The organism is Algorimicrobium bowmanii, assembly GCF_054031195.1.
Window position 1 is genome coordinate 2,900,786 of record NZ_CM132929.1, and the last position, 18,691, is coordinate 2,919,476.

An 18,691-nucleotide genomic window follows, 5' to 3' on the forward strand; every position below is an offset into this window, starting at 1 on the left:
TACAAAAATACAAACTCAACTACCGGTATTATAGTATTTTTTAATTAATTTGCAAATAACAAAAATCATCATATGAATTTAAACGAATTTGTTATTAACGATATAAAACCACTTTTAAATACCGATAATATTGGGCATTTACAAGTGTTGTTTAATCAGTTAACTTATTCTCACATACCTATCCAGGACAGCGAAGGGTTCTATCTAGGCTGTATGTCTGAAACAGACGTACACTGTTTTGAAAAGCAAGACGTTATCTCTAATCAAATTCACGCAATCGAGGGGTTCTTTGTTAGAGAAAACACAAACTGGCTTGATGTTTTAGAGGCATTTGCTCAAAACAGCAGCAATATCATGCCAATATTAGATGCTAACAACAACTACTTAGGCTATTACGAATTGAGCGACATTATTAGCCTTTTTAATGAGACGCCTTTCTTTGCTGAAGCCGGAGGCACACTCGTTATTGAAAAAGGGTTAATCGATTATTCATTTAGCGAGATTAGCCAGATTGTAGAGTCGAATAACGGAAAACTGCTAGGTGCTTTTATTTCAAAAACAGACATGGACCTTGTTCAAATTACCATTAAAATTGGAAATACAGGGTTAAATGATATCATGCAAACCTTTAGACGTTATAGTTATAATATTATTTCTGGTCATGAAGAGGACAGTTATATTCAAAGCTTAAAAGACCGTTCGGATTATTTAAACAAGTACTTAAATATATAATACAATGAAAATAGCCTTATTTGGTCAAGCTTTTAATTCAAAAACTGAGGATGCTCTCATTGTTATTTTACATTATTTAAATAACCAAAAAGAAGTCTCTGTTTTCCTTATTGAAGAATTTAATAAGAAAATACAAGAACAGAACCCCACCGAATTTAAAACCATATCGGTAACCGATGAATTAGATTCGAGTTTTGATTTACTTATAAGTATTGGTGGAGACGGAACTATATTACGCGCCATTACCTATGTCCACAATCTAAACATACCTGTAATTGGTGTAAATACGGGACGACTAGGTTTTTTAGCAACTATCCAAAATCAATTAATAATACCTGCTTTAGACGCTATTTTTAAAGGTGCTTATAAAATTTCGGAACGCCATTTACTCACAATCGACACTACACCAAAGTCTCCCGATTTTGAAACATTAAACTTTGCGCTTAATGAAATCGCTATAAGCAGAAAGAATACAACCTCAATGATAACTGTAGAAACGCGTTTAAACGATGAATACCTAACCTCCTACTGGAGCGACGGATTAATTGTTTCAACACCTACAGGTTCTACGGGGTATTCACTAAGCTGCGGCGGACCGGTTATTACACCAGACACCAATAGCTTCGTTATAACACCTATTGCACCTCATAATTTGAGCGCAAGACCATTGGTTATAACAGATTCAACCGAAATTAAACTAAAAGTAAACGGTAGAGAAGACAACTTTTTGGTATCGTTAGACTCCAGAATAGCTACTTTATCAAATGATACGACTATCACTATCAAAAAAGCTCCGTTTACTATTAAAATGATAGAATTATTAGAAGAATCCTTTTTAGATACATTAAGAAAAAAGCTACTTTGGGGAGAAGACAAACGCAATTAGACAATAAATCTATTTAAAAACAGTTTAATTCAAATACATTTTGAATCAAATTGTTATAGGCTAATCAGAGTTTATTATATTTGCAAACTTTTAAACATTTATGAGGTATTTAACCACCGTACTACTAATTATTATCACAGGCCAATTAAGCCAAGCACAAACCCATGAGCTAGGTGTGTTTTTGGGTGGCAGTAATTTTATAGGCGATGTAGGTAGCACAAAATACATAGCGCCCAACCAACCTGCTATTGGCGGTATTTATAAATGGAACCGTAGTCCAAGACATGCGTTTAGGTTTTCATTAATATATACAGAGCTAGAAGGAAAAGATTCTGATTCTAGCGACCCAAGACGCCAGGAACGTGATTTTGAATTTAACAATCAGATTATTGAAGCGTCAGCCGGTTTGGAATTTACTTTTTTCGATTGGGATCTACATGACGGCAGAGTAAAGGCTACACCGTATTTATATTCAGGAATTTCAATTGCCAAACACGATAACTTTTTTATTGACAGACAAGGCGTAATACAAGAAGAAAACACATCTAGTTTAGCATACGGCATACCAATGCTGTTAGGTTTTAAGACCAACATATTAGGCAATTTTATCATTGCTGCCGAAATTGGTGCCCGATACACCTTTTCGGATGAGTTAGACGGAAGTGTTCCCGATTACGATAGTGATTCACCAGCAAAATTTGGTAACACCAACAATAACGATTGGTATATGTTTACAGGCATAACCTTAACGTATACGTTTGGTAAGAAACCATGTTTCTGCGCATTTTAACAACCAGTGAGCTTAAAAGAAACAATACAAACTAAACACCTCCCCAAGCATGTTGCCATTATTATGGACGGCAATGGGCGTTGGGCTAAAAAACAAGGACTGCTTCGGAGTATTGGTCATGAAAACGGCACAAAATCTGTTCGAGAAACTGTTGAAGCATCAGCAGAATTAGGCATAGAAAACCTAACACTCTACGCTTTTTCTACCGAAAATTGGAATCGTCCAAAACTAGAAGTTCAAACTTTAATGAAACTCTTAGTCTCCTCCCTAAAAAAGGAAATTAAAACATTACAAGATAATAACATACGCCTTTCGGCTATTGGCAACTTGGAATCACTTCCCAAGAAAGCCCATAAAGAATTACTAGAAGTTATAGAAAAAACAAAGGATAACACGCGCATGTGTTTAACCTTGGCTTTAAGCTATGGCTCACGAGAAGAATTACTAAATAGCGTTAAAGAAATTAGTATTAAAGTTAAAAATAATATAATTTCTGTAGAAAAAATTGATGAATCAGTTATAAATGAGCATCTTTACACGCAAAATTTACCGGATGTAGATTTGCTTATTAGAACAAGTGGTGAGCAGCGCATTAGCAATTTCCTTTTATGGCAAATTGCATACGCTGAACTATACTTTACAAAAGTGCTTTGGCCAGATTTTACCAAAGAACATTTGTATGAAGCTATTATTGAATATCAAAAACGAGAACGACGATTTGGGAAAACAAGTGAACAACTCCATTAATATCACATCATTGAAAACTTATATAGGCTTATTATTTACATATTTATTTTTAGTAAATAGTTTAAACGCACAAGCACAAGAATTGCAAGCAGCTCCTGCTGGAAAGCAATACACGTTAGGAGGCATTACAGTATCGGGAGATACCCATTTCAGTGCTCAAACCATTGTAACCTATTCAGGCTTACGCAAAGGTGAAGAAATTACCATCCCAGGTGATAAAATTAGTGAAGCTATCCGTAAACTTTGGAAATCAAACTTATTTAGAGACATTAATATCTACTTATCAAGAACCGAAGGCGGTACTGCTTATTTAGATATTCGTTTATACGACCTTCCTGAATTGAGAGCCTTAAAAATTAATGGTCTTAAAAAATCTAAACAAGAAGAGCTTATTACAGAAAACAATCTGCAAGACGGGGTTAAAGTAACAGAAAACTTAGTTACAACCACCAAAAACTACTTAACTAATAAGTACCAGAAAGATGGTTTTTTAAATACTAAAGTTCACATAAATACTATTGAAGTAACAGACTCAACTGGACGTCCGGCTGTTGATATGGTATTAAGTGTTGATAAAGGCAAAAAAGTAAAAGTGTCTGAAATTAATTTTGAAGGAAACACCGTTATTCCTGATTCAAAATTACGCAGCGCTATGAAAAACACCAAACAGAAAAATTTTCTACGAATTTTAAAACGCTCTAAATATATAGAAGCCGATTATCAAGAAGATTTAGAAAGTGTTATTGATAAATTAAAAGAAAACGGATTTCGTGATGCCCGTATTATATCGGACTCAATTACGCACATCGACAAAAAGAACATCGCGCTTAATATTAAAGTTGAAGAAGGCGAACAGTACCGTTTTGGTGATATTACATTCATTGGAAACACGGTATATTCCGATCAACAATTAAAAGGTATTTTACGTATAAACAAAGGCGATATTTACAATGGGGTTTTACTTGAAAAACGTATTGCTGATGAAACGCAACCAGACGCTTTTGACATTACCAATCAATACCAAAATAACGGGTATTTATTCTCTACTATAAACCCTGTAGAAGTTAATACGGAAGGAAATATTATTGATATGGAAATCAGAATTTCTGAAGGAAAACCTGTTTATTTCAATAGTATATCTGTAGTTGGTAACGATGTAACTAACGACCGTGTTATCTACCGTGAATTACACACAAGACCGGGTCAATTATATAGTAAATCAAACGTGGTGCGTACCATTCGTGAATTAAGTCAGCTTGGTTATTTTGATGCCGAACAAATAGCTACTAATTTTAACAACCCAAACCCTAATGAAGGAACAATTGACTTAGAATACGGTGTTGTAGAAACAGGATCAAGTCAAGTAGAGCTGCAAGGTGGTTATGGCGGTGGTGGTTTTATCGGAACATTAGGATTGTCCTTTAATAACTTCTCCTTAAAAAACATATTTAACCCAGACGCTTACAAACCAGTTCCTAGAGGTGACGGTCAAAAATTAGCATTACGTTTACAAGCAAGTACATTTTACCAAACTTATAGTTTCTCTTTTACAGAACCATGGATGGGTGGTAAAAAACCAGTACAGTTTTCGACCTCTATTTCACACTCAGCACAATTTTTATACGATGCCACAACAGGTGAAGCCGATCGTGATAAACGATTTAATATTACAGGTGTAACTGTAGGATTAGCAAAACGTTTAACTGTACCGGATGATTACTTTACATTATCACAAGCTATCAGTTTCCAACACTATAACTTAAAAAACTATAACACAGGTTTATTTACATTCGGAGACGGATACTCAAACAACTTGGCTTATACAATTGGCTTAACACGTAACAACACCTTTAACGACCCTGTTTTCCCTACAGGTGGATCTAACTTTAGTGTTACAGCAAAACTATCCTTGCCATACTCGTTATTTAACGGTGTAGATTATGATCAGCTTTTAGTTGAACGTGATGAGTGGTTAGCTATTCAGAATGATACTGATAATTCAGATATTATTAGAGGCCAAGCAGCAGACCAAGTTGGTGCGATTGACCAAGAACGTTACAAGTGGTTAGAATTTTACAAAATTAAAATGAAAGGTGACTGGTACACTAAGTTAATGGGGAAATTCGTTGTTAAAACTGGTGTAGAATTTGGTTTCTTAGGTGCTTATAATCAAGCTAGAGGTGTTATACCATTCGAGCGTTTCTTCCTTGGTGGTGACGGTTTAGGTAGTTATAGTTTAGATGGTCGTGAGGCTATTGCATTGCGTGGTTATCCAAACCAATCACTACAACCTGTAGATGATGAAAACTTTATAACAAACGATGGTGGTACTATTTACAACAAATTCTCAATGGAATTAAGATACCCAATTAGTATGAGCCAAACAGCTAAAATTTACATGTTAGGTTTTGTTGAAGGTGGTGTTTCTTATGAAGACTTTGACGATTACAACCCATTTAAACTATACCGTTCTAGTGGTGCTGGTGTTCGTATCTTTATGCCTGCATTCGGTTTATTAGGTATTGATTTCGGTTACGGTTTTGATTCATTACCAGGCCAAAATTCTCCAAATGGATGGGAAACTCACTTTATAATTGGACAGCAATTTTAATTTTGGCACGATATTTTCTTTAACCCTTTTAATTATTTAAATCTCGAATTAAATTGATTTCAAATTAAAATTCCTAATTTTGGAAACATTAATTCAAAAAAGGATAGAATAATAACAAAGGTCTGTCGTTTTAGAATTTACAAGTCATAAATTATAAAATATGAAACAGATGAAATTGAAAGTTCTTTTTTTAGTGGCTACAGTATTCCTGTTAAGCATGTCTAGTTTTGCCCAACGTAGTGTAAGAATTGGCTATATTGACACTGAATATATACTTGAAAATGTTCCTGAATACCAACAAGCAACTTCACAATTAGAATCTAAAGTTCAAAAATGGAAAAGCGAAATTGAACAACAATTAGGTACTATTGAGCAAAAACGTAAAGATTTAAGCAACGAGAAAGCGCTTTTAACCAAAGAGCTAATTGAAGAGCGTGAAGAAGATATCAGTTTTGAAGAAAAAGAAATATTAGATTACCAACAAAAGCGCTTTGGTCCTAATGGTGATTTAATGATTCAAAAAAAGCAACTTATACAGCCTATACAGGATCAGATTTTTGCAGCCGTTCAAGATATAGCTGAAAAACAGAAATACGATTTTGTTTTTGATAAATCTGCCGATGTGGTAATGCTTTACTCTAACAAACGTTATGATTTTAGCGAACAGGTTATTCGAAGTTTAACTAGAACAGCCAAGCGAAAACAAGCAACTAGCAGAGCTGAAAAACGTGCAGCTGAAGATGAAGATGTAGTTATTGAAGTTAACGAAGAATTAGATGCAAGAGAGCAAGCTGCTGAAGATCGTAGAAAAGAAATATTAAACGAACGCGAAGCGCGTAAATTAGCAGCTCAAAAACGTCGTGACAGCATTATCGAAGCTAGAAACCTAGCTCGTGAAGAAACGTTAAATAATAGGAATCAAACAAACGACGATACCGAAGAAAGTACGGTATCTGAAACAGAGGTTTCTGAAGATAAAGGTGAAACATCTAACGAAGCAGAAAAAACACCTGAACAAATTGCTGAAGAACGTCGTCAAGAAAAATTAAACGATCGTGCTAAACGTAAACAAGAACTAGAAGCGCGTAAACAACGTATACTAGAAGAAAGAGAACAAGCACGAATAGAGCGCGAGAATGCTAGAAACAGTACAAATGAAGAATCGCCTGATGAATAAGGCGATGACTAAATATTAATTCAAATTTATAACACTTATTAATACTAATTTTAAAATGAAACAATTCAAAACCCTTTTATTTGCCGTAGCATTATTTATTGGAGCAACTAGTTTTACACAAGCTCAAAGTAAAGTTGCTCACATTAACACCCAAGATTTAATTAAAGCGATGCCAGAAATGTCTACCGCACAATCTGAAATGGAAAAATTGGGTAAAACATACGAGGCTGATATTAAAGCGATGGTAACAGAATACCAAAACAAAATGAAGCAGTACGAAGCTGAAGCTACAACTAAAACGGATGAAGAAAACCAAAAGCGTTTGATTGAAGTTCAAACTATGGAACAAAACATCCAACAGTACCGTTCTACAGCGCAACAAGACATGCAAAAGAAAGAAGTAGACTTATTAAAGCCTATTACTGAAAAAGCTAAAGCGGCTATTTTAAAAGTAGCAAGAGCACAAGGTTTCCAATATGTTTTTGATTCTACTCAAGGTGGTGGTGTAATCATGGCTGATGGTAAAAACCTTATTGACGATGTTAAAAAAGAATTAGGAATCTAATCCTTATTAAAATATTCTTTAAAAAGCCACTTATATCAAGTGGCTTTTTTATTTTTGATATATGAGTAAAAAACCTATTGGCATATTTGATTCTGGAGTTGGCGGCACTTCTATTTGGAAAGAGTTACACGAACGTTTACCATACGAAAGCACCATTTACCTAGCCGATAGTAGAAACTCGCCCTACGGCACTAAAACACAGCAAGAGATTATTCAATTAAGTATTAAAAATACAGAATATCTCATAAAGCAAGGATGCAAACTAATAGTTGTAGCTTGCAACACCGCAACAACTAACGCTATAAAAGTACTACGTGAACGGTTTGATATACCTTTTATAGGGATTGAACCCGCTATAAAACCAGCTGCACTTAATACCAAAACTAAGGCTATTGGAATTTTAGCAACTCGAGGCACACTTTCAAGCGAATTGTTCCTTAAAATAACCGATTTATATAGTCAGCATATACAGGTAATCGAACAAGAAGGCGAAGGCATAGTACAGTTAATTGAAACAGGAAAGTTACATTCTGAAGCCATGACCGGTTTACTAGAAAAATACTTAGAGCCTATGATAGCGGCTAACATTGATTATCTGGTATTAGGTTGCACCCATTACCCATACTTAATGCCTCAATTATTAAAATTACTACCTTCACAAGTAAAAATAATCGACTCGGGGGCAGCAGTAGCCAAACAAACAGAAGCTATACTAAATAAGCATCGCTTACAAAACACAACAAATAGTAAAGCTACTAAGCACTTTTACACCAACGGGTCAACAGAAGTCATCAGCACCTTATTAGAAACTGTTAAAGGTGCAGAAATATCGACATTGGATTTTTAGGTTTTATTCTTGAAACCAACTAGAGTATTGCACATAATTCTCGGCAATTCTATTAATCTCCCCGGAGATTAACTCTTCACTGATATCTTTTACTTTTTTAGCTGGAACTCCTGCATAAATACTCCCGGATTCTATATGAGTATTTTTAGTTACCACAGCCCCAGCAGCAATGATACTGTTACTTTCTACCACACAATCATCCATAACAATACTGCCCATACCTACTAAAACATTATCGTGAATAGTACAACCGTGTACTATGGCATTATGCCCAATAGACACATTGCTTCCAATTGTGGTGGGCGATTTCTGATAGGTCGCATGTATAACAGCTCCATCCTGAATATTTACTTTATTACCCATTTTAATAAAATGAACATCACCACGAATAACAGCATTAAACCAAACACTACAATTCTCACCTAGTGTAACATCACCAACTATTGTAGCATTTTCAGCAATAAAACAATCGGTTGGAATTTTTGGTGCTTTACCTTTTACTGCTTTAATAATAGCCATTTGCTTTATAATTTAAATCGTTAATATTTCTGTTATTCAGTTTCAAAGATAAAACTATTTAGTACTATTTAAAAAAAGCTAAAAAACTAGCTTTTCGAGATGCCGATACACTAATTTGTTTTCCATTACTTAACACCAAGCTTCCCCCCTTGCCTTTTACATATTTTACTACAGCATTGACATTTACTAGATATGACTTATGAACTCTAGAAAAATGGCTATCTGAAAGTGCTTCTTCAAAGTATTTTAGGGTTTTGCTAACTAGCTTTTTCTTATCATTATTTAAATAAATCTCAGTATAGTTATCATCCGCTTTACAATATAATATATCAGCTGTATCTACAACTTCAAATCCATCTTGCTGAGGAATGGTTATCTTTCCCGTTACAACGTTCATTTTAGGAACTAAAACATCTTCTTGAAGCGCTGATTCTTTTTGTTTAATTTCAGTTACATAGTCTACCGCTTTTATCAAATCATCTATCGAAATCGGCTTCATTAAATAATACGATGCATGGGCATTCAATGCTTCTACCGCATATTGATTGTAAGCTGTAACAAATATCGTTTCAAAATTTATATCTCCTACTTTCTCTAATAAATCAAATGCATTACCATAAGGCATTTCTACATCTAGAAACACCAAATCCAATGGGTTATTTCGTATTAAAATAAGTGCCTCATCAACATTTTCAGCTTCACCCAAAACCTCAACATTTGGACAGTATTTATCTAAATAATTCTTTAAAATATTCCGACTTGATTGTTCGTCTTCTACTATTATAGCATTTAACTTCATGGTTTTAATCTTTTTTAAGAGTGACTATCACTTGTGTTCCTCTATCTTCTGCTTCTTGAAAATCAGAAATACGCACATCTACTTTATCACGATACATGGTATTTAAAATAGACACGCGTTTATTAATAACATGCATTCCTTTGGAGTTATGCTTTTTCTGATTAGCTGTTTTTATTTCTTGTGAGCGTTTCCGACCAATACCATCATCGGTAATAGCTATGCGAATTTCTGTATTATGGACTTTAGAAATAGAAATTTTAAGAAACCCTTTATCTGCTTTATAACGTAAACCGTGCCAAACGGCATTTTCAATATAAGGTTGAAGCAACATGGGCGGTATGTTAAAATCTGAAACCACCACATCATCAGCTACTGTTATTTCGTAATCAAATTTATCTTCAAACCGCGAATGCTCTAATTTGGTATAGAGTTCTAAAAGTGCTATTTCCTTTTCTAATGGTATAAAATCGGCTTCACTATTTTCTAAAACAGCACGCATAAGTTTTGAGAAATCTGTTAAATACCTATTTGCGGATCGTTCATCATTTGAAGCTATAAAACTATTTACCGAGTTTAAAGCATTAAATATAAAGTGCGGATTCATCTGACTACGCAGCGATTTTAAAGCCAATAAATTATTGGCTAAACGCTGTTGCTTAATGTACTTAAACATAAAATAGGCTATAACCAATAGCAGGAATACGCCCCCTATTAAAGAGTATATAATAAGTTGTTGACGTTTATTCCGTTCGGTAGTTAATTGGTAATTACTTTCCGAAAGCTGCCTGTCAGACTCCAAACTAGTTATTCTATTTTGCTTCTCGGCAATTTCCTTGCTAAAACGGGCTGCTTGAATAATTTCCTGCTCTTTATTTATATATAAAGCTTCTACCAAATCGGTATACTCTTTATAGGTTTCTAGGGCTTTATCATAATCACCTGAACTACTATAAACTTCCGATAATTTCCGTTTAGCATCTTTAGCAACCACCAAGTCATTTTGTGCTTGGGCTTCGTCAATACTCTTTTCCAGGTAACTTTTGGCGCTTTCATAGTCCTTTTTAAGATAGTAAGCATTACCTATTTTATAATTTTGCTTCTGAAGCGTTAAAGCACTTTCTTCATCAATTGAAGTATTTGGTTTCAAGTTCTGAATATCCTCAATGGCTTGTTTACGGAGTATAATTTCATCCGAAAACTTTCGGTTTTTACTTTTATAATCGGCAACGGTAACCTTTTCCTGAATAGCCCTTGAGTTGGTTTCTTTTGAAGAAAGATCTAAAGCTGTTTTAAAATGCTTTTCAGCTAACGTAGATTGTCCCAAATCACTATAAACCTTACCCAACTTAGAATTTAAGTCAATAATTTTAGATGTATTTGTAATTGAGGTAGCCAAAGATAATGCCTTACTATATGCTTCAAGCGCCTGATTTGGTTTTTGAACACTAAAATAAGTATCTCCCAAACCTTCTTGTTGCTGAATTTGCTGATCTACTTGTAATTCTGCATTAGACAGAGCGTTGTAAACCGATAGACTTTCTTGAAAATTTTTATTAAACCAATACGCTTTGGCTAATTTTAATTGCATAGCTATCGTAGTTACCTGCTCCAAACTCCTATTAAAATTAGTAATAGCTAAATCATACTGTTTCCAGTACATATAAATATCACCCAAGGTTTCGTACACCTCAGCTTTCTCAGGAACAGATTCACTTCTTGATAGAGCCATTGTAATAAATTTCAGACTCTTTTCTATATCTGTATTTAAATATAACTTTGAGGAGTCTAAAGCAGCATTAAATGATATTTTAGGTGGCTTACTATTACGACGAACACCTTCTTTGTTGGCTTCAACAATTATACGAATCCGTTGCTCGTTTTTTACGGTATAATAAACCGTTTCAAAGTCTTTATGTTTAAAAACTAACTCATCGCCTATTTTTGCTTGAATTCTAAATTCGCCTGCTTTATTGGATGTGGTATAGGCTCCTCCATAAATCTCAATATTAACTTGTGAAATAGGCTGATTAAATTCTGCATCGTAAACGGAACCACGAACTGTAAACAACTCCTGCTGGTTGTTACTCGTATAGACTTGAGAATAACCTAAAACAGGCAAAATAAACAAGTATATCAATAAAGGAATTGCTGCTAGTGGTTTCATGGTTTTTATTTGTTCTATAAACATACGCACTTTAGTTTATTAAATAAAATGGCATGCTCTACAACTAGAACTAAAACCAATGGTAGGAGCCTGTTTTACGAAAGGAAACAGGTCTGTAACTAATCTGAAACGGGTATTCCCACATTTTAAATTTTTTAAAAATTAAATTTAGGATACAAAAAAACTCGGAATACCATTCCGAGTTTTTTTGTAAAATATATAATATTGTTCTGTTAGTTAACAGCAGGACAATTACAGTGGTAACGTTCTTTTCTACAACCAAAGTTATAACCTAAAGTAATTTGGTGAAAACCTCCGTTATTAAAAACAACTGAGTTAGATTGGTATGAATACGTGTAAGCAACCATAAAATCTTTAAAGTTCACACCTACTAAAGGTGAAATGTATTGTAGTTTCTGAGTACTAACACTTCCGTTTTCAATATACTCAGCCCCATCAAAGCTACGACGGTAAGATAACCCACCCCATAGTTTACCAAAATCCATTTCTTTATAAACTTTAGCATTTATATCAATAGATGATTCTTTAGTGGCATCTTTATATTGGAACATAATAGAAGGTTCATAACTCCATTCGCTTCCAAATTTACCTAACACAATACCTGTAGATAATAAATAACGTCTTAAGTTACTTGTTACTTCAATGTCGTTATTAATACCTTCATTATTAAGCACATTCTTTACAGTAGCGTGTGCGTAAAAGTTGTATAAGAAATAAGAAAAACCAAAATCAATATTAAAGTTTGTAGAACTTTGCTCAATACCTGAGATTATACGGTCTGGCAATTCGTTAACGAAAGCTGTTTCATCTAACTTGTATTGGATAGCACCAACACTTAAACCAAAAGAAAGCATGTTTAAATCTACTTCATTCCTAGAGAACATTAATTGGTAGGCATACGTTAAATACGCACCACTCTGAGAGTGATAACCATTTTGGTCTGTATAGAATATAGCACCTATTCCAGAGTTGGAGTCTCCAATTCTACCATTAGCACTTACGGTTAATAATTTGGGAGCATTTTCATGTCCAAACCATTGTTGTCTACCAGTCATACGTATTTTTGCACAATTAGCAACACCAGCCATAGATGGGTGAATTAAGTAATAATTATCGGTAAGATAATCGGTATAGACAGGGAGTCCCTCTTGGGCTTTTACAAATTGTGTAAAAAAGGCAACAACTGCTATTAAAATAAACCTTTTCATTCTCATATTATTTTTTTCAAGGTAGATTGGTAAAACTACATAATCAGTATCCTTATATAAACTCGCTTTTTATAAGAAAATTATAAATCAGCGACCAAATATATAAAAATTACTTTTTATCACTCAATTACAAAAGTTAAACATTATCATATTTCACGAAATTAATAAGTATTATCACCTTTTTAAGCAAGCATTAAAAACCAAATATATGGATATCTGTAGTTTTCTTTTAGTATTTTTGAAAAAAATATATTTATCATGACGCCATATACGGTATCTGCCCAAGAAACCTCCAATCCTAGTATTATAAAATTTGAACTTAACCAGTTCATAACCAACCATCAAAGTTTTGAATTTAATAATATTGATGACGCTAAAAATGCGCCACTTGCACAACAATTATTTTATCTACCTTTTGTAAAGAAGGTGTATATATCAAGTAATTTTATTGCTATTGAACGTTTTAACATTGTAGAATGGTCTGACGTTTTAGACGAGGTAACAGAGCAAATTAAAGATTATTTAAATTCTGGAGCGGTTGTAATTGCTGAAACCACTCATGAAAAAAAGGTTCCTGTAACTGTTTATGCCGAAAGCACCCCCAATCCTACTGTAATGAAGTTTATAGCCAATAAAAAATTGGTTTCAGACACTTATGAATTTACAAGTATAGATGAGGCCAAAATTTCACAATTAGCAACCGAGCTTTTCCATTTTCCTTTTGTGAAAAGTGTTTTCATGGAAAACAATTACATATCAATTACCAAATACGATATGGCAGAATGGGACGCCATAACAATGGAAGTAAGAGAATTTATTAGGAACTTTATAGGAAATGGTAAAGAAATTGTTGCCGCCAATGCACAACAAACGCTGAATGAAACCGCCGAAAGACCTATAGTTGCATACGAATCCCGCGATGCTGTTTCTAAAGAAATTATTGATATCTTAGAAGAATATGTTAAACCGGCAGTAGCTAAAGATGGTGGTAATATTCAGTTTGATTCTTACGATTCAGAAACTAAAACAGTAAAAGTAATACTACAAGGAGCTTGTAGTGGTTGTCCTTCTTCAACCATAACATTGAAAAATGGTATAGAAACGATGCTTAAAGAAATGCTTAAAGGACGAGTAGAAACCGTAGAAGCTTTAAACGGATAAGTTTAGAATAAACCATTGAACCTAAAAATAGTATAATTGCATGACTAGTATAATTGCATTTCTTGTTGGATTTATTGCCATAGAACACCTGTATTTTCTGTATTTAGAAATGTTTCAATGGACAAGCCCTAAAGGCATGAAAGCTTTTGGTATAAAATCTAAAGACTTTGCTGAACAAACCAAGGTTTTAGCCGCTAATCAAGGACTATACAATGGTTTTTTATCTGCAGGCCTTATATACGCCTTACTAAACACAGATTATAATACACTTGGGTTTTTCCTAGTTTGCATTATTACAGCTGGTATTTATGCAGGATATTCAATGAAGCAAATTAAATTATTTTATATCCAATCCGTACCAAGTATTATATGCTTAATCCTTATTATTTTAAAATTTTATAATTTTTAGAACTGTCATATAATTCCTAAATTTGCCCCTTAACAAAAATCACTAATTTAAATATGGATAAAAATTTAGAATATTGGACAGAACAAGCTATTGAGTTTGCGACAACTTATGGCTTAAAGATTATAGCAGCTATTGTTATATGGCTTGTCGGATCATGGGTTATAAAAAAGATCGTTAAGACCTCAAGAAAATTAATGGACAAAGGTCATTATGACGAAAGTTTAAAGAAATTTCTTTTAAACTTAGTTGCTGCTCTTTTGAAAGTATTATTAGTTATTACTCTTTTAGGAACGTTAGGTGTACCTACTACGTCATTTGCTGCTGTAATTGCTGCTGCTGGTTTAGCAATTGGTATGGCTCTACAAGGATCATTAGGTAACTTTGCTGGTGGTGTTTTAATTATGATATTTAAGCCTATAAAAATTGGTGATTTTATTGAAGCTCAAGGCGAAACAGGTACTGTAAAAGAAATTGAAATTTTTACTACAAAATTAACTACTCCTGACAACAAAGAGATTATCATACCAAATGGTGCTCTTTCTAATGGAAACATCACTAACTACAGTACAGAAGATACACGTCGTGTAGATTTTACGTTTGGTGTTGGATACGAATCGGATATTAAGAAAACTAAAGAAGTTATTTTTGGTGTTGTAAATGCACACCCTTTAGTATTAAAAGATCCTGAACCAGCTGTTAACGTTTCTGAATTAGCAGATAGTTCTATTAATTTCTTTACACGTGTATGGGTTAAGAAAGAAGACTATTGGACTGTAAACTTTGACGTTATTGAACAAACAAAAGAAGCTCTAGATGCTGCCGGTATTGATATTCCTTATCCACACAGCGTTGAAATACATAAAGAAGCTTAATTTATTTTTTAGGTTTAGGCTTAATTGCTACAAAATCTTTTAAGTAATAAGGCTCAAAATAAGCGACATCCTCGATGTCGCTTTTTTTGTACTTATTAAAAGCCAAAGCTCCCATTTCATTAGCCGATGGCAATCTGTTTTCAATATATTTAGCATTTGGGTGTGTTAACAGATTCTTTGTTTTCTCTACACCATTCCCAACAAAAAACACGGCCCCCTTTGTTAAGTATTCAGCATATGAAGTTTCATCTAAGACTTCTGCTTTTATGTCCCGAATGGAACTAAAACAAGGTGAAAATACTTCCGAATACACCTCCATACGCCTGGCATCTAACATAGGAATAATAACACCTTCATCAGTTTTAACTTGATGCGCTAAGGCCTCTAAGGTAGACACACTTATCAAAGGAACATTTAAGGCATAACAAAGCCCTTTTGCTGCCGAAACACCAATTCGTAAACCTGTATAAGAACCAGGTCCTTTACTGATGGCTACGGCTTCTATTTGAGATTTATCAATATTATTTTCTTTTAAAATATCATCAATAAATACATGCAAACATTCCGCATGAGAAAATCCATTGTTATAATCTTCTTTTAAAGCAAAAGTCTCTCCTTCTTTTGAAAGAGAGACTGAACAATTTGTTGTTGCTGTTTCTATACTTAATATTATTGCCACGCTATTATTCTGTTAAAGGGATTCCTAGGTAGAAATCTAATACTTTAGTTTTAAATACAAAATTATATTTTGCATTAATTAAATTGGCCTGAGCATTTACAAAACGGTTTCGTACTTGTTCAAACTCAAAAGAATTCATAACACCTAAATCATAACTGTCTTGGGCATTATTAAACGCCTCTTCTTGAGCACTCAAAGATGTTTCTGAAGCTTGAAATTGTTTATAGGCAGCTTTTGCATCTGCATAAGCTTGCTCAATATTAGTTCTTAGGTCTTGTTTACTTTGCTCTAATGAATAGGCTATTTTTTGACTTGAAATTTTTGCTCTATTAACATTGGCCTTAGTTTTGAAACCATTAAAAATAGGAATATTTAAACTAAACCCTAAATTATAGCCTAAATTATCTTCTAATTGCTGACCGAATCCATTTGGCACAATTTCGTAGGCAAGTGGATTAGAGGAGTCAGGAAACACGACACGTACGTCATCTTGACCTTGAAAATGTTGATAAGATGTACCTAAACCTGCTCCAAAACTTAATGACGGATAAAAAGCACTCTTAGCTATTTCAACATCCAGTTCGGCATTTTCAATGTTCAGCTCGGCTTGTTTAATTTCTGGTCTATTCTGTAAAGCATAATCGAAAATCTCATTAGTCGTTTTCTTTTGTAATAACACAGCAGGTAATGTTAAATCCATTGCTGCAATATCAAAACCATCTTTTGAAATTTGTAGTAATTGTGCTAAACCAAGTAAAGCCAAATCTACACTGTTCTGTGTATTTATTAAGTTTTCTTGATCGCTTGCTAATTGTGCTTGAACCTCATATAAATCTGCTCGCGGGCGTACACCAGAATTTACCAACTCATTTATTTGAGTTACTTGCTTTTCTGAAATAAGTATTTGCTCTTGTGCAACTTTTAAATTCTCTTTATTCAGTAAAACATTTAAGTACTGATTAACCACATTTAGCGAGATATTATCTTTTAAAATAGCTAATTGTAACTCGCTAGATTCAATACCTAATTTGGCCTGTTTATAAATGCTTGTATTTCTAAAACCATTAAACAAGGTTATACCCGTACTTAAACCGAAGCTATTTCCTCTAGAATCGGCCGATACACGATCACCATCTTGTCCAATAAAAGAACCAAAGTTCCAGTTTTGTGAAGCCGAACCACTTAAACTAGGTAAAAAATTACCTTTAGCGTCAACTAAATTTTCATCAGCTATATCTGTATCTAATGCAGTTTGTTTTATAGATATGTTATTCTGCATAGCATAGTCTACACATTCTTCTAAGGTCCATATTTTATTCTGAGCCATTAGAGTTGTAGAAAATCCAAGACCAAATAATGCTAAGGCAAGTATCTTATTAATCTTCATCATTGTTATCTTCTTTTGCTTTATTCCAAACTTTAATTTTATCTGTTTCCGCAATACCATCGGTTACTTCAACATTAATACCGTCCGATATACCTAACTCTACATATTGCTCTTCAAAAGTTCCATCTTCTTTCTGAATTTCAACAAATGGCTTTTCAGTAAAACGGTTAAACTGTAACAAAGCTTCTTTTACTACCATTACACTGTCTTTACTCTCCATTTCTATTTCAGCATTTGCACTGTATCCAGCTCTAATTTTAGTAGATTTTTCAATATGAACATCAGCTTTTATAGTAAATTGTACAGCACCATTTTCTTCAATACCTTTTGGCGCTACAAACGTTAATTTAGATGGAAATTCCTTTTCGTTAATAGCCCCTAAAACAACAATAATATCTTTTCCTTCTTCTAGTTTTCCTACTTCAGATTCATCAACTTTTCCTTCAAAAATCATCTTACTCATATCTGCAATGGTAGCAATAGTTGTTCCTGCATTAAAGCTATTAGATTCAATTACTTGATCTCCCTCACGTACCGGAATTTCTAATACTGTTCCTGAAATTTGTGCTATAATATTAGTATTTGCTGAACCGCCACCAGAAAGTGACCCTTGACGAATAATTTGAAAATCGTTCTGTGCCTGACTTAAACTTTCTTTAGCTTGGTTGTAAGACAGTTCGCTGTTTTCAAAATCTTGTTTTGAAATAACTCCTTTTTCAAAAAGCTCTTTATTTCTATTATACAATATTTCAGCATTATCTAATGCTAATGTAGCTGTTCGTGTTCGACTATTAGCACTTGCTAAATTCTGTTCGTTTGGCACGACACGTATTTTAGCAATTAAATCGCCTTTTTGAACAAGATCACCTTCTTCAACAAGAATTTTATCAATAATTCCGGCTATTTGAGGTTTTAGTTCAATTTCTTCTTCAGGGTTTAGTTTACCTGTAGCAACAACCTTTGTTTTAATAGATGTAAAAAATGGTTTTTCTGTCTTAAACTCTTCAATTGTTTTCGAATTTGAGTCTTTAAAGTATTTAATTACCAAAACAAATAGTACTAATACTATGATGCCAATGATTATTTTTACTGCTTTATTCATTTGATTGTGTTTATT

18 protein-coding genes are annotated in these 18,691 nt (G+C 33.6%); 11 read left to right on the forward strand and 7 right to left on the reverse strand.

Features of this window, described 5'->3' with window-relative positions; genetic code table 11:
- Positions 1-72 precede the first annotated feature (72 nt).
- The 8 genes from ACW5R3_RS13055 (at position 73) to murI (ending at position 8,355) form a co-directional block, all read left to right on the forward strand.
- On the forward strand, positions 73-732 hold the full coding sequence (locus ACW5R3_RS13055; protein ID WP_456577456.1) for a CBS domain-containing protein: 660 nt from the start codon (positions 73-75) through the stop codon (positions 730-732).
- A gap of 4 nt (positions 733-736) precedes the next feature.
- Positions 737-1,618 carry an NAD kinase gene (locus ACW5R3_RS13060; protein WP_456577457.1) on the forward strand — a complete coding sequence of 294 codons (882 nt, stop codon included), beginning with the start codon at positions 737-739 and terminating at the stop codon, positions 1,616-1,618.
- 100 nt (positions 1,619-1,718) lie between these two features.
- Complete coding sequence (gene porG / locus ACW5R3_RS13065) at positions 1,719-2,408, forward strand: type IX secretion system protein PorG (protein ID WP_456577458.1); 690 nt, start codon at positions 1,719-1,721, stop codon at positions 2,406-2,408.
- A gap of 6 nt (positions 2,409-2,414) precedes the next feature.
- Positions 2,415-3,155 (forward strand): isoprenyl transferase, encoded by a 741-nt coding sequence (locus tag ACW5R3_RS13070; RefSeq protein ID WP_456577459.1) that lies wholly within the window; start codon positions 2,415-2,417, stop codon positions 3,153-3,155.
- Positions 3,088-5,766 (forward strand): BamA/OMP85 family outer membrane protein, encoded by a 2,679-nt coding sequence (locus ACW5R3_RS13075; protein ID WP_456577460.1) that lies wholly within the window; start codon positions 3,088-3,090, stop codon positions 5,764-5,766. Before ACW5R3_RS13070 ends, ACW5R3_RS13075 begins: the two co-directional genes overlap by 68 nt.
- A gap of 169 nt (positions 5,767-5,935) precedes the next feature.
- Complete coding sequence (locus tag ACW5R3_RS13080) at positions 5,936-6,943, forward strand: OmpH family outer membrane protein (RefSeq protein WP_456577461.1); 1,008 nt, start codon at positions 5,936-5,938, stop codon at positions 6,941-6,943.
- Positions 6,944-6,998: 55 nt separating this feature from the next.
- On the forward strand, positions 6,999-7,508 hold the full coding sequence (locus ACW5R3_RS13085; RefSeq protein ID WP_456577462.1) for an OmpH family outer membrane protein: 510 nt from the start codon (positions 6,999-7,001) through the stop codon (positions 7,506-7,508).
- A gap of 61 nt (positions 7,509-7,569) precedes the next feature.
- Positions 7,570-8,355: a glutamate racemase gene (gene murI, locus ACW5R3_RS13090; RefSeq protein WP_456577463.1), complete on the forward strand. Its 786-nt coding sequence runs from the start codon at positions 7,570-7,572 to the stop codon at positions 8,353-8,355.
- 3 nt (positions 8,356-8,358) lie between these two features.
- Here the strand turns inward: murI and ACW5R3_RS13095 are convergent, their stop codons facing one another.
- The 4 genes from ACW5R3_RS13095 to ACW5R3_RS13110 form a co-directional block, all read right to left on the reverse strand.
- A complete protein-coding gene (locus ACW5R3_RS13095) occupies positions 8,359-8,874 on the reverse strand; it encodes a gamma carbonic anhydrase family protein (protein ID WP_456577464.1) in 516 nt (171 codons plus the stop codon).
- 64 nt (positions 8,875-8,938) lie between these two features.
- Complete coding sequence (locus ACW5R3_RS13100) at positions 8,939-9,673, reverse strand: LytR/AlgR family response regulator transcription factor (protein WP_456577465.1); 735 nt, start codon at positions 9,671-9,673, stop codon at positions 8,939-8,941.
- Between the two features lie 4 nt (positions 9,674-9,677).
- Positions 9,678-11,861: a tetratricopeptide repeat protein gene (locus ACW5R3_RS13105; protein WP_456577466.1), complete on the reverse strand. Its 2,184-nt coding sequence runs from the start codon at positions 11,859-11,861 to the stop codon at positions 9,678-9,680.
- Between the two features lie 209 nt (positions 11,862-12,070).
- Positions 12,071-13,072, reverse strand: a complete 1,002-nt coding sequence (locus tag ACW5R3_RS13110) for a PorP/SprF family type IX secretion system membrane protein (RefSeq protein WP_456577467.1) — start codon at positions 13,070-13,072, stop codon at positions 12,071-12,073.
- 252 nt (positions 13,073-13,324) lie between these two features.
- Between ACW5R3_RS13110 and ACW5R3_RS13115 the strand changes: the two genes are divergently transcribed.
- The 3 genes from ACW5R3_RS13115 to ACW5R3_RS13125 are packed head-to-tail and all read left to right on the forward strand — an operon-like array spanning position 13,325 to position 15,508.
- Positions 13,325-14,227 (forward strand): NifU family protein, encoded by a 903-nt coding sequence (locus tag ACW5R3_RS13115; RefSeq protein ID WP_456577468.1) that lies wholly within the window; start codon positions 13,325-13,327, stop codon positions 14,225-14,227.
- A gap of 40 nt (positions 14,228-14,267) precedes the next feature.
- Positions 14,268-14,636 carry a DUF1304 domain-containing protein gene (locus tag ACW5R3_RS13120; RefSeq protein WP_456577469.1) on the forward strand — a complete coding sequence of 123 codons (369 nt, stop codon included), beginning with the start codon at positions 14,268-14,270 and terminating at the stop codon, positions 14,634-14,636.
- Between the two features lie 53 nt (positions 14,637-14,689).
- Positions 14,690-15,508, forward strand: coding sequence for a mechanosensitive ion channel family protein (locus ACW5R3_RS13125; RefSeq protein ID WP_456577470.1), 819 nt, complete (start codon positions 14,690-14,692; stop codon positions 15,506-15,508).
- A 1-nt stretch (position 15,509) separates the two neighbouring features.
- On the opposite strand, the gene tsaB is transcribed toward ACW5R3_RS13125, so the two are convergent.
- The 3 genes from tsaB to ACW5R3_RS13140 are packed head-to-tail and all read right to left on the reverse strand — an operon-like array spanning position 15,510 to position 18,676.
- Entirely contained in the window at positions 15,510-16,187 is a 678-nt protein-coding gene (tsaB, locus tag ACW5R3_RS13130) for a tRNA (adenosine(37)-N6)-threonylcarbamoyltransferase complex dimerization subunit type 1 TsaB (protein ID WP_456577471.1), read from the reverse strand.
- A 4-nt stretch (positions 16,188-16,191) separates the two neighbouring features.
- Positions 16,192-17,577 (reverse strand): TolC family protein, encoded by a 1,386-nt coding sequence (locus ACW5R3_RS13135; protein WP_456577472.1) that lies wholly within the window; start codon positions 17,575-17,577, stop codon positions 16,192-16,194.
- Complete coding sequence (locus ACW5R3_RS13140) at positions 17,564-18,676, reverse strand: efflux RND transporter periplasmic adaptor subunit (protein WP_456577473.1); 1,113 nt, start codon at positions 18,674-18,676, stop codon at positions 17,564-17,566. Before ACW5R3_RS13140 ends, ACW5R3_RS13135 begins: the two co-directional genes overlap by 14 nt.
- Between the last annotated feature and the right edge of the window lie 15 nt (positions 18,677-18,691).

Bases quoted from the DNA above. Each gene is read 5' to 3' on its own strand.
- ACW5R3_RS13085 (WP_456577462.1), top strand. From the start codon at position 6,999: ATGAAACAATTCAAAACCCTTTTATTTGCCGTAGCATTATTTATTGGA.
- ACW5R3_RS13055 (WP_456577456.1), top strand. From the start codon at position 73: ATGAATTTAAACGAATTTGTTATTAACGATATAAAACCACTTTTAAAT.
- ACW5R3_RS13120 (WP_456577469.1), top strand. From the start codon at position 14,268: ATGACTAGTATAATTGCATTTCTTGTTGGATTTATTGCCATAGAACAC.
- ACW5R3_RS13125 (WP_456577470.1), top strand. From the start codon at position 14,690: ATGGATAAAAATTTAGAATATTGGACAGAACAAGCTATTGAGTTTGCG.
- murI (WP_456577463.1), top strand. From the start codon at position 7,570: ATGAGTAAAAAACCTATTGGCATATTTGATTCTGGAGTTGGCGGCACT.
- ACW5R3_RS13115 (WP_456577468.1), top strand. From the start codon at position 13,325: ATGACGCCATATACGGTATCTGCCCAAGAAACCTCCAATCCTAGTATT.
- ACW5R3_RS13110 (WP_456577467.1), bottom strand. From the start codon at position 13,072: ATGAGAATGAAAAGGTTTATTTTAATAGCAGTTGTTGCCTTTTTTACA.
- ACW5R3_RS13105 (WP_456577466.1), bottom strand. From the start codon at position 11,861: ATGTTTATAGAACAAATAAAAACCATGAAACCACTAGCAGCAATTCCT.
- porG (WP_456577458.1), top strand. From the start codon at position 1,719: ATGAGGTATTTAACCACCGTACTACTAATTATTATCACAGGCCAATTA.
- ACW5R3_RS13060 (WP_456577457.1), top strand. From the start codon at position 737: ATGAAAATAGCCTTATTTGGTCAAGCTTTTAATTCAAAAACTGAGGAT.
- ACW5R3_RS13095 (WP_456577464.1), bottom strand. From the start codon at position 8,874: ATGGCTATTATTAAAGCAGTAAAAGGTAAAGCACCAAAAATTCCAACC.
- ACW5R3_RS13080 (WP_456577461.1), top strand. From the start codon at position 5,936: ATGAAATTGAAAGTTCTTTTTTTAGTGGCTACAGTATTCCTGTTAAGC.
- ACW5R3_RS13100 (WP_456577465.1), bottom strand. From the start codon at position 9,673: ATGAAGTTAAATGCTATAATAGTAGAAGACGAACAATCAAGTCGGAAT.
- ACW5R3_RS13140 (WP_456577473.1), bottom strand. From the start codon at position 18,676: ATGAATAAAGCAGTAAAAATAATCATTGGCATCATAGTATTAGTACTA.
- ACW5R3_RS13075 (WP_456577460.1), top strand. From the start codon at position 3,088: ATGAAGCTATTATTGAATATCAAAAACGAGAACGACGATTTGGGAAAA.
- ACW5R3_RS13135 (WP_456577472.1), bottom strand. From the start codon at position 17,577: ATGATGAAGATTAATAAGATACTTGCCTTAGCATTATTTGGTCTTGGA.